The following is a 12505-nucleotide window of genomic DNA, read 5'->3' on the forward strand; positions in this document are numbered from 1 at the left end:
ATACCGACGCAATAGGCAATGTTCTGACTAATGATACGGATCCTGAAGGAAATGCACTGACCGCATCCCTGATCACAGCTCCTGTACATGGAACAGTAGTATTGAATGCCGATGGCAGCTTCACTTATACACCTAACAAGGACTTCAATGGCCTGGATAGCCTTAAGTACAAAGTTTGTGACAATGGTACGCCAAGCCTCTGCGACACCGCGGTTGTTAAATTTACCATCGCTCCGGTAAATGACGAACCAGTAGTAACAGGCGGCAACACCACCACCACCGAACAAAACAAACCTGTCAAAGATACCCTGGTAGCTAACGATCCTGACGGCGATCCGCTCACCTATTCAAAAGGCGACGACCCAGCCCACGGTTCAGTAGTCGTAGATGGCGATGGTACTTACACTTACACACCAACACCAGGCTACACCGGTAACGACACCTTCACGATCATCGTTGACGACGGTACCGGTAATCCAAAAACAGTGACCGTCACAGTGACCGTCACCCCTCCAACTACTACTAATAATCCACCAGTAGTAACAGGCGGTTATGACATCAACACAGAACAAGACAAACCTGTCATCGATACCCTGGTAGCTAACGATCCTGACGGCGATCCGCTCACCTATTCAAAAGGCAGTGATCCAGCCCACGGTTCTGTAAACGTAAATACCGACGGTACTTATACTTACACGCCTGAACCAGGTTACACCGGTACCGATACCTTCACCATCATTGTAGACGATGGCCATGGTGATCCGAAAACCGTAACCGTGACTGTAACCGTGACACCGCCTAACAAGGCACCGGTTATCACCGGCGGCGAAACTAATACCACCGAACAGGGTAAACCTGTCTCAGGTACTGTTACCGCCACCGACCCTGACGGCGATCCAATCACCTTCGAAAAAGGCAATGATCCGGCTCACGGTACTGTAGTTGTAAATGCCGATGGTACTTACACTAACACACCTGAACCAGGCTACACCGGCGATGATACCTTCACCGTCATTGTAAAAGATGATAAGGGTAATGAAACGGTAGTAACCGTGGATGTAACCGTAACACCGTCTACACCGCCTAACCAGGCACCGGTTATCACCGGCGGCGAAACTAATACCACCGAACAGGGTAAACCTGTCTCAGGTACTGTTACCGCCACCGACCCTGACGGCGATCCAATCACCTTCGATAAGGGCAATGATCCTGCTCACGGTACTGTAGTTGTAAATGCCGATGGTACTTACACTTACACACCTGAACCAGGCTACACCGGCGATGATACCTTCACCGTCATTGTAAAAGATGATAAGGGTAATGAAACGGTAGTAACCGTGGATGTAACCGTAACACCGTCTACACCGCCTAACCAGGCACCGGTTATCACCGGCGGCGAAACCACCAGCACCGAACAGGGTAAACCTGTCTCAGGTACTGTTACCGCCACCGACCCTGACGGCGATCCAATCACCTTCGAAAAAGGCAATGATCCTGCTCACGGTACTGTAGTTGTAAATGCCGATGGTACTTACACTTACACACCTGAACCAGGTTACACCGGCAACGATACCTTCACCATCATTGTAAAAGATGACAAGGGTAATGAAACCGAGGTAACCGTGAACGTAACTGTAACGCCCCCTAACCAGGCACCTGTTGTAACAGGCGGCGAAACACTGACAACCGAACAGGATAAACCAGGCACTGGTACGATGACCGCAACTGATCCTGAAGGCGGTCCGCTCACCTTCGAAAAAGGCGGCGATCCTGCTCACGGTTCCGTTGTAGTGAACGCCGATGGTACATACACTTACACGCCTGAACCAGGCTACACTGGTAACGATACCTTCACCATCATTGTGAAAGATGATAAGGGTAAAACAACCACCGTTGCGGTAAGTGTAACCGTCACACCTGACAACTCAAACAACCCGGTTGCCGTTGACGACAGTGTAACTGTAATCGCCAACACACCACTCGACATCGACGTACTCGCTAATGACAGCGCCGGTACTTCGACCTTCGAAACGGGTTCTATAACAATCATAGATCAACCGGCTCACGGTTCAGTAGTAGTGAACAGCAATGGTACCGTCACTTATACACCTGCTACAGGTTACACCGGTGATGACACCTTTACCTACCAGGTGAAAACAGCTGATGGTAAAACTACCAACACCGCTACTGTCAGGATCTCTGCATTATTCGCAGAGATCACCGTACCAACCCTGTTCACACCGAATGGCGATGGTAGAAACGATGTATTCGAGATCAGGGGCCTGAGTCAGTATGCTGAAACAGAACTGATCATCGTAAACCGTTGGGGCAACGAAGTATACAGACAAAAGAACTACCAGAATACATGGAAAGGAGATGGCTTGAACGAAGGGACTTATTTCTATCTGCTGCGTATCAAACGCACAGCTAGTTCAGGATGGGAAGTGATCAAAGGATACACTACACTGGTAAGGAACTTTAACAATTAATGTGATTAGCGCTGAAAACCATGAAAAAAATATTTTTAATCGCAGGCTTATTATTCGCAGGGTCATTGACGCTGAAGGCCCAGCAGGATGCACAGTACAGCCAGTATATGTTTAACGGGATTTATATTAATCCCGCATATGCTGGCTACAAGGAGCAACTGAATGCGCATAGTTTTTATCGTAGTCAGTGGACCGGTATCCGTGGTGCACCGCGTACTTTCTCAGTAGCTGTAGATGCTGCTGTGGCAAATGATAACGTTGGTCTGGCCTTCCAGGTCACCAGCGACAAACTGGGTGCACAGAGCACGCTGGGTGGTTATGGTAGCTATGCTTATCGCATTCGCCTGAATGCGGACGGAAGTTCCAGGCTCGCTTTCGGTGTCAGTTTCGGTATTTTGCAAAGGAGCATCAATGCTTCGGAACTGGTCACCAATGACCCTGAAACCACTATGCCTGCGGGTGTTCAGCGCACCGTGTCGCCAGATGCAAGGGCAGGGGTGTACTTCTCCAATGACCGCTTTTATGCCGGCTTCTCGGTAGATAATATGATCATTAACTACCTGAAGAGCGGGAAGTATAAACTGGTGCCACAATCCAAAATGCACTACTACCTCACTGCAGGTGTGTTGCTGCCATTGAATGAAGATTTCCAGCTCAAGCCATCGTTCTTATTGAAGGATGACTTAGGCGGTCCTACCAGTCTTGACTGGAATACATTCATCCTCTACAAAGACATCATCTGGTTAGGAGGGTCTTATCGTACCAGGGTGAACCTGTATAATAAGGATTACCTGCAAAGTACACTGACTTACAGTAACTCTGTAGTGGCGGCGATTGAGCTCTTCCCGGTGCCGAATATGCGGGTAGGGTATGCCTATGATATCACTACCGGCCCATTGAATGGGTATAGCAGTGGTACACATGAAGTATCAGTAGGATATACTTTCCCTGGGTTCAAGGTGAGGATGGCTAATCCAAGGGTGTTTTAGGCATTTACAAAGGGTGTTATAGAATTAATATAGTTACAAAAAAAGGTGTATCGACTATTCGGTACACCTTTAGTTTTTTTAAATATTTCCTTTCTCAGCAATAATTATTCAAAAGAACACCTTTCAGCTGCGAAAATAAGCATCTCTTACTTCAAAATCATCACCGGTACCTTTGCATTCCTGCATATCGCCTCAGAGATACTCTTATTAGTCAGATAATACAAAAAGCTATGTTTCCCCGGCAGTGAAATGATCAACTGAAAATCATGCTCATTCGTATACTTTATAATTCCATCAATAATATTCTTCTCATTACTATAATTAATGTCATGCTTAAAGTTCTGCAAATAACTATGCAGGTGCGCCTCTAAATTCTTAAACTCCTCATTCGGATTTATATATCTCTCTTTCGCATCCACATTTAACACATGCAGATAAATATTCTTAGCAATGGTTGAAACCTTTGGATCGTTCAGCTTTGCCAGGTTCCCCATCATCCTGTAATCACAAGGCAGCAATACATCATTGAGCGGCCTGAAACTATAGTGGGAGGGAACTACCAGCACCCGCACAGGAGAAATTTTTGCTATACTGATGATATTTCCGGCTATAAAACTATTATTGGATGACTGGCAACTATCGCTTCCCAGCAAGACCAGGTCCACAGCCTCTTCCCTGATCGTTTCATTGATAGCCCTCAGCAAAGGTGACTCACTCACCGCAGTCAAAATTGCCATATCATCCTCCAGTCTGGCACTGAGCTCATCCGCCATTCTATCCAGCTTCTGTGTACTCTCTCTCCGTTCCTCCCACCTGAAGTCCTGGCTCACAGGTGCATATTCCGCAGATACTGCGATATTGTCAAACACAGAATCGTAAAAGGTCTTTAACAAAATAATGCGATTGTATCCAAACCGGTGTGCCCACTCACTTGCAAAACGAATCGTATTTTCAGTTGTAGCCGTGAAATCAACGGGAATAAGCATCGTTTTCATAATACAAAATTTTGATCATCAATAAAGGCATCAGCCTTATACGTTGTAATAAATTTAAGCAAAAAGTATGCGGAAGAAAATGATTTCAATCTGTATAACAGCTGCAAACAATCAGTGGAATCTCTTAATTAAATTTACATTATTTTTAGCCTGTCTCAACAAATTTTTCATGTTAAATAAGTTAAACATTGTTTAACTTAACAATCGTTTAAACTGTAGCCCGTTATGAAATTATACCATTTGTTATGCTGCCTGCTGCCGCTTTTCGCCCAGGCCCAGGTAGATACTACTCAGCGTCCGGTTTATCACTTTACACCTGCCAAAAATTGGATCAATGATCCTAACGGCCTGATATATATTAATGGTCAGTACCATCTGTATTACCAATACAACCCGTTCGATACCAAATGGGGGCATATGAGCTGGGGGCACGCTGTGAGCAGGGACCTGCTGCATTGGCAGCACCTGCCGGTAGCTATTCCTGAAGTGGTAAAACCTGATACCACCACCTGGATCTTCTCCGGTTCTGCAGTGCTGGACAAGTCTAATACCAGTGGTTTTGGCAAGAATTCTATAGTGGCCATTTACACGGCCGATCAGCCAAATCAGCAAAAGGAATCCCAGTTCATCGCCTATAGCAATGACGGTGGTATGAGCTATCACCAATATGCCGGCAACCCGGTTATCGATCTGCATAAAAAGGATTTCCGCGATCCGAACGTGATCTGGCTGGAAAAGGAAAAGCACTGGCTCATGACTGTCGCCCTGCCTAATGAGAAAAAGGTACAGTTTTATAAATCCACTGACCTGAAACATTGGACCTTACTCAGTGAATTTGGAAACCAGGGTGATACCCGCAAGATCTGGGAATGCCCCTCACTGACCCCCATACATGTGGATGGCGATCCTAAGAAAACTAAATGGTTACTGATGGTTTCCTCAGGTAACCAGGATGCGGAAACCGGCTTGCAGTATTTCACCGGGGACTTTGACGGAAAGGAATTTAAAAATGACAACAATGCCGCGCATCAACAGTTCGTCGATTATGGACCTGCTTTCTATGCGGCTATCCCATATAATCATCTCCCCGGTGAAAAAAGGACAATGATAGGATGGCTCATGCCTTCCAATCAACCAGCTTATCCATGGACAGGGTCTATGTCTATCCCGAGAGATCTGGCTTTAAAAACAACTCCGGAGGGAGTGCGCTTATTCCAGCAACCATCCAGTGTAATTAAACTGCCTGCAGCTAAATTAGAGAAACAGGACCTGGTAATCGATGATCAGCCTTTTGTGCTGGAACAGTTTAAAAATAATACGAACTGGATAGATGTCACTTTCTCCTCCGGTACTGCTGCGGCCTACGGTATTCAACTACCGCAGGTTGAAATTACCTGCAAAGGAACTGAACTGGTGATAGCCTGGAAGGATGGAAAGAAGACCCAAACTGTTCCCAAGGGAGATCTGAGACTACAGGTACTGCAGGATAAATGCTCAGTAGAAGTATTTGTAAATGGTGGTGCACAGGTGTTGACCTGCCTGGTGTATCCTCCCAAAGAAGACCATGAAGTCTCCTTGTTTGCCAGACAGGGAAATGTTAAAGTAAAGTCATTAAAAGTATGGGAGCCTAAATAATCAAAACAGCCCCTTAACAAAAAAGCTTATGCCCACATCAGGCATAAGCTTTTTATATTTATGAATTCAGATTATCATTCATTTTCTGCACCAGGGCCAGCGCCGTATCCATATCTCCGACATCAACATCCTTTACCGACTTATCGTACAAAGCTGCTACCCATGACTGCAATACTTCCTGCAGACCTTTGCCTTTCTCCGTCAGAAAAATCAATTTGTTTCTTCTGTCATTCTCGTCCTCCATTCTTTTCACCAGGTCTCTCTTTACCAGTCCATCAATCTGGTAAGTCATACTGGACTTATCCTTCAACATCAGATCTGCAATTTCCTGCTGGTTGATCCCGTCTTTTTTATACAGGTAGGCCAGGATCTCCAGGAGTTCAAAGGTGATATCAACTTCTTCTTCCCTAATGCGCACAGAGATATACTGGCGCAAGGTATTCCTTACTTCACTCATTGATCTAAGCAGATCTTTTGCTTTTTCTGATAAAGTTTGTGATGCCATAACTACAGCAAAGATATTGCTTTTTGCTAATGCGCTGCATCCGCCATGTTTACTTTTGCTTTTGAGGTCTTAATGAATACCAATACAAAAGGAACACAGACCAGGAACATCACACCTACCCAAAGGAATACGTCCATGTAAGACAATACTGTGGCCTGTTTCATCACACCCGCATCCATCAGTGCATAGGCCTTCTTTTGCGCTGTTTCGATATCAAATCCTTTTGCACGCATTGCACCGGCCATTTGTGCCACCCTGCTTTGTACATCCGGGTTATTGACATCCAGGTGACTTACCAGTGTGCTTCTGTGCAGATCTGTCTGCCTGGTTACGAAGGTTGAAATCAATGCCACCCCAAAGGCCCCTCCCAGTTGTCGCAACATACCAGAAAATGCTGCGCCCTGACCTATTTCAGCCCCTTTCAATGTAGAGAGAGACATCGTGCTGACAGGTACTGATAACAGCCCCAGGCCAAAACCTCGTAAGATCAGCACCCAGAAGAAATCATGTGCACCGGTATCCGGGCCAATGATTTTATAAGAAAGCAAACTGTAAATGAAGAAGGCAATCATACCTATTGCAATCAGGTATTTCTGCGGAATACCTTTTTGAATCAGGACGGCGACCACGGGCATCATGACTGCAACGAACAGGGTACTTGGCAACTGCAGCATCCCCGATTGTTGGGCCGTCCATCCCAGCAGGGTCTGTGTGTACAGTGGTATGACGAAGGTGGAACCAAATAAGCCAAAGCCCATGATAAATGAAAGGGTCACCCCTATACGAAGATTCCCGTTTTTAAGTACCCTCAGTTGCACGATAGGATATTTATAAGTCATCTGCCTCCATATAAAGAAGAAGAGACCAAAAATGGCGGTTACTGTCAATATTATAATAATCTCGCTGCTGTACCAATCCTCTTCCTGCCCTTTTTCCAATACGTACTGTAAAGAAGAAATACCGATGGTCAGGAATACGATGCCCCACCAGTCTACCTCGCTGGCGCTTCTTTTGGATTCGTACTGCGGACTCCTTACATACTGCAAGGTGAGGAGTGCTGCGATGATACCGATCGGGATATTGATATAGAAGATGTAAGGCCAGCTGTAATTGTCGATGATGTACCCACCTAAAGGAGGGCCCAGGGTAGGGCCTACAATTACCCCCAGGGTATAGATTGCCTGGGCTGTAGGACGCTTTTCAGGTGGCCAGCTTTCAGTGATGATCGTTTGTGAGGTTACTAACAATGCACCGCCACCGAGGCCCTGTATGAACCTGAAAACCACCAGTTCCCAGATGTTGGAAGAGTTACCACAGAGGAAGGAACAAACTGTAAAAATGATCACGGAAGCCGCGAAATAGTTTCTTCGCCCAAACTGCTGGGACAGCCAGCTGGTCATAGGAACAATAATAACGTTGGCAAGGGAATAAGCTGTAATGACCCAGCTGACTTCATTGAGGGTGGCACCAAGGCTACCGCGCATATCAGGCAATGCAACGTTCACAATGGTGGTGTCAATAATTTCAAGTAAGGCACATACGACAGCGGTAATGGTGATAATCACCCTGCGGGAACCATATTCTACCAGCGAAGGGAGCTGTTGCATGATGGATTAAAGATTTCTACAAAGGTATAGAATAAATAGTTGGAATTCCAACTATTTAAATTGCCACTGTTATAATATTTCACCAATAAAAAAGGCCGGCTTCCTGAGAAGCCGGCCTTTAGGTATGTTGTTTTTTTAAACTATTTGATAATCAGGACTGTTCCGGAGTAGGTAAACTTCCCTGTTTTCTTCGGCACCACCACCTTGTAAATGTATTCGCCCATTGGAATATTATCGGCAGTCCAGTCATTGTTGTAGTTTTTGGACTCAAACACGACATTTCCCCAACGGCTGTACACCAGGAGGTGTGAACCCGGGTATTTCTCGATACCTACTATCACGAACTTATTGTTCTGCGCAGCACCAGGTCTGAAGGCATTAATAAAGTAGAGGTCCTTGTTGGAGGTTTCTTCCTTATTAATATCGGTGTTATTGGTATAATCCGCTTCACCTTCATTTGCCCATACATAAGCGGTGTTGATGACATGGTCACCGGCCAGGATACGGCAGGTTACGGTGATGAATACGCTGTCACCTGGCACCAGTTCATTTACATACCAGGTTACTTTTCTTGGACTTACACTGAAGGCGGTAGAACCCTTGGTAGTAGTCGTGTGATAAGGCAGATCCAGGTTGTAAGGCAGCGAGTCTACAATCACAAGGTTGGTGAAGGAGCTGTAGCCCACATTCTTCACAACGATGTTGTAAGTGATGTAGTCCTCTATCACATATGGACCAGGCGCTGCAACGGTCTTGGTGATAGTGAGGTCTCCCTTGGCAGGCCTTACTATTACTTTGGTCACCGTGTCGCAGGTGGCTGTTTGCGGATCACATGCATAGGTAGGTATTTTATTGAAACCGTCAGATACATGCGCGGTATTATTGATAGATGGTACGCCATCGAGGTTCTCATATGTTTTCACCTGGAAGCTTACCTGGGTCACAGCACCTGCAGCCAGTGAAGGTATGGAGAAGCTCACGACACCGGAGGCGAGTGAACCACCACTTTCCCAGTTGGTATTAGTGGGGATCTTGTCGGTGATGGTCAGGGGACCGATAGCGGTGTTGCTGGTATTCCTTACATAGATGGTGTAGGTGATGACCTGGCCCGGCTGGATTTTGCCATCCGGGTTGGTGGATGGAACACTGGCCACTTTCCAGGCCTGGTAATTCGCTACATCATTGTCAGTGATGTTGACTGTAGCGGTATAATCAGTACCCGGCTGGTAGGTATTAGTACCATCTGTACCACTTACGAGCGTCAGGATCACTGTTCTTGTGCCGTCGGCTTTGTAGTTGTCGATTACATTGACTGGCAGGGTGATGCTGTTGGCTCCGGCAGGGATGGTGATGGTACCACTCATGGTGCTGTAATCGGTGCCATTGTTGGCTGTACCTGCAATGGTGTAGGTAACGGTGATCGGACTTGTTACTGTGTAAGCTGCCGCGGTGCTGATGACAAACCCTCCATTGGTTGATGGTTCGGCAGCATCTGCAGTTTTTACAATGCTCAGTGGAGGAAGATCATTGTCGGCGATAGTAAGGCTCGCAGTACCGCTGGCACTCAGGCTGCCCAGTGTAGCGCCGGATGCACCGTTCAGTGTGATGGTGATATTTTCATTGCCTTCATAGACCAGGTCATCAATCACGTTCACGGCAATGACGGCACTGTTTTTACCGGCAGGGATGGTCACGCTACCGGTTAAGGCAGTGTAGTCGGTGCCTGCGGTAGCGGTGCCGGATATGGTGTACGTGATGGTCACATCTTCGTAAGCAGTGATGTTAGGCGGATAACTAAGAGTGAAGCTACCGTTTGTAGTAGGTTCAGCTGCATCGGCGGTTTTAACGATACTGAATGTAGGCAGGTCATTGTCAGTGATGGTCAACGTAGCTGTTTTAGTTACATCGGTTAAAGTGAGGATCACAGTTTCGCTGCCTTCGATAAGTTGATCGTCTATTACGTTTACAGTAATGCTGGCGTTGTTACTGCCGGCTGGGATGATCACGCTACCCGTTAGGGCAGTGTAGTCGGTGCCTGCTGTAGCGGTACCACTTACAGTGTACGGTACGCTGATATTCTGTGTGGAAGTTACCCCTGCTGGCAGGCTCACAGTAAATGATCCGTTCGTAGCCGGTTCAGCTGCATTGGCTGTTTTGGTGATACTGATGGTTTGGTTTTCATCATCAGTGATGGTCAGGGTCGCAGTTTTAGTCACATCTGTGAGTGTGAGGATGACTGTTTCATTGCCTTCGATGATCTTATCATCCAACATGTTTACATTGATAGCGGCGCTGTTTTGGCCGGCAGGGATGATTACGTTGCCGGTTAAGGTTGTGTAGTCGGCACCTGCGGTGGCTGTACCGCTTATAGTATAAGGTACTGTGATGGCTGTAGCGGATGTTATACCTGTTGGCAGACTGACAGTAAATGCACCATTTGTGGAAGGCTCTGCGGCATCATTGGTTTTAGTAATACTGATAGTCGCATCTTCATCATCAGTGATGGTGAGTGTGGCAGATGAGCCGTCGGCCAGGGTCAGGATCACGGTTTCGTTAGTTTCGATCATCTTGTCGTCAATAACAGTGACATTGATGGTGGCACTGTTTGATCCGGCAGGGATGGTCGCCATGCCGCTGAGGGTAGTATAGTCAACACCGGTGGTAGCGGTGCCGCTTACAGTATAAGGTACAAGGATGTCGGTAGTGGATGTTAGGCCTGCTGGCAGACTTAGCGTGAATGTACCATTGGTAGCAGGTTCCGCAGCATCAGCTGATTTTGTGAGGCTGATGGTAGCGACATCATCATCGGAGATAGCCATCGTTGCGCTGGATGCGGTGGCATCGTTAATGGTGAGGATGACTGTTTCATTGCCTTCAATGATCTTGTCGTCTGTTACAGGGACATCAATATTTGTGTTGTTAGCACCGGCAGGAATGGTAACAGTACCGCTGAGGGTAGTGTAGTCTGTACCGGCGGTAGCAGTGCCGCTTACTGTGTAAGTTACGGTGATGTTTTGTGTTGAAGTCACGCCAGTTGGTAAGCTGACAGTGAATGTACCATTGGTAGCAGGTTCGGAAGCATCGTTAGTGGTGGTGATGTTGATGATTTGTAAATCATCGTCTGCAATGGTTACTGTCGCTGAGGTATTGGCAGTGAAGGTACCGAGCGTGTTAGCGGTGGCTCCTGTCAGCGTTACAGCAATTGTTTCATTGCCTTCGATAATCTTGTCGTCGATAACCGTTACATCGATGTTGGCGCTGTTCGTGCCGGCAGGGATGGTGGCTGTGCCGCTGAGACTTGTGTAGTCTGTGCCGGCTGTAGCAGTACCTGATGTGGTATAAGTCACGGTGATGTCTTCAGTAGCTGTTACACCTGTTGGTAGGCTCACTGTAAATGAACCATTGGTCGCAGGCTCGGAAGCATTGACAGTATTCACGATGCTGATGGTTTTGTTTTCATCATCGGCAATGTTGATCGTAGCACTGGTATTGGCGTTGAATGTTCCCAGGGTAGGAGCCGTAGCTGCTGTGAGAGTTGCTATCACAGTTTCATCTGCTTCAATGGTTTGATCATCTATCACTGTCACATTTATACTTGTACTGTTTGCCCCGGCAGGGATGGTCACTGTGCCGCTGAGGGTATTGTAGTCAGTACTTGCAGTAGCAGTACCAGCTACAGTGTATGTTACTGAAATGTCTTCAGCGGCGGTTACTCCAGCCGGCAGGCTCACTGTAAATGAACCATTGGTCGCAGGCTCAGATGCATTGGCGGTGTTCACGATGCTGATGGTTTTGTTTTCATCATCGGCAATGGTGATCGTAGCACTGGTATTGGCAGTGAACGTACCTAGGGTAGGAGCCGTAGCTGTTGTGATAGTTGCTATCACAATTTCATCCGCTTCAATGGTTTGATCATCTATCACTGTCACATCGATACTTGTACTGTTAGCACCGGCAGGGATGGTTACCGTGCCGCTGAGGGTAGTGTAATCAGTACCAGCGGTAGCCGTACCAGATACAGTGTATGTTACTGAAATGTCTTCAGCGGCGGTTACTCCAGCCGGCAGGCTCACTGTAAATGAACCATTGGTCGCAGGCTCAGATGCATTGGCGGTATTCACGATGCTGATGGTTTTGTTTTCATCATCGGCAATGGTGACAGTAGCACTGGTATTGGCAGTGAATGTTCCCAGGGTAGGAGCAGTTGCTGCTGTGAGAGTTGCTATCACAGTTTCATCTGCTTCAATGGTTTGATCATCTATCACTGTCACATCGATGTTGGCGC

General features: G+C 46.9%; 7 protein-coding genes. 3 read left to right on the top strand and 4 right to left on the bottom strand.

What is annotated here, in order from left to right; genetic code table 11:
* Both DXN04_RS26330 and DXN04_RS26335 read left to right on the top strand, forming a co-directional pair.
* The coding region (locus DXN04_RS26330) for an Ig-like domain-containing protein (RefSeq protein ID WP_116856402.1) at nucleotides 1-2489 on the top strand (2489 nt) is incomplete at its 5' end.
* Between the two features lie 20 nt (nucleotides 2490-2509).
* Nucleotides 2510-3478: a PorP/SprF family type IX secretion system membrane protein gene (locus tag DXN04_RS26335; RefSeq protein WP_116856403.1), complete on the top strand. Its 969-nt coding sequence runs from the start codon at nucleotides 2510-2512 to the stop codon at nucleotides 3476-3478.
* A 146-nt stretch (nucleotides 3479-3624) separates the two neighbouring features.
* Here the strand turns inward: DXN04_RS26335 and DXN04_RS26340 are convergent, their stop codons facing one another.
* Nucleotides 3625-4473 (bottom strand): universal stress protein, encoded by an 849-nt coding sequence (locus tag DXN04_RS26340; RefSeq protein WP_116856404.1) that lies wholly within the window; start codon nucleotides 4471-4473, stop codon nucleotides 3625-3627.
* A 225-nt stretch (nucleotides 4474-4698) separates the two neighbouring features.
* Here DXN04_RS26340 and DXN04_RS26345 point away from each other — a divergent pair, with 225 nt between their 5' ends.
* The gene (locus tag DXN04_RS26345; RefSeq protein ID WP_116856405.1) at nucleotides 4699-6108 is read left to right on the top strand and encodes a glycoside hydrolase family 32 protein; all 1410 of its coding nucleotides are present in this window, start codon (nucleotides 4699-4701) and stop codon (nucleotides 6106-6108) included.
* A gap of 58 nt (nucleotides 6109-6166) precedes the next feature.
* Here DXN04_RS26345 and DXN04_RS26350 read toward each other — a convergent pair whose 3' ends face one another.
* From DXN04_RS26350 to DXN04_RS26360, 3 genes are all read right to left on the bottom strand, one after another.
* Nucleotides 6167-6613: a MarR family winged helix-turn-helix transcriptional regulator gene (locus DXN04_RS26350; protein ID WP_116856406.1), complete on the bottom strand. Its 447-nt coding sequence runs from the start codon at nucleotides 6611-6613 to the stop codon at nucleotides 6167-6169.
* Nucleotides 6614-6639: 26 nt separating this feature from the next.
* Nucleotides 6640-8220, bottom strand: a complete 1581-nt coding sequence (locus tag DXN04_RS26355; protein WP_116856407.1) for a DHA2 family efflux MFS transporter permease subunit — start codon at nucleotides 8218-8220, stop codon at nucleotides 6640-6642.
* Between the two features lie 140 nt (nucleotides 8221-8360).
* The coding region (locus DXN04_RS26360; RefSeq protein ID WP_116856408.1) for a Calx-beta domain-containing protein at nucleotides 8361-12505 on the bottom strand (4145 nt) is incomplete at its 5' end.

The organism is Chitinophaga silvisoli (genome assembly GCF_003412465.1).
In the GTDB taxonomy this organism is placed as follows: Bacteria; Bacteroidota; Bacteroidia; order Chitinophagales; family Chitinophagaceae; genus Chitinophaga; species Chitinophaga silvisoli.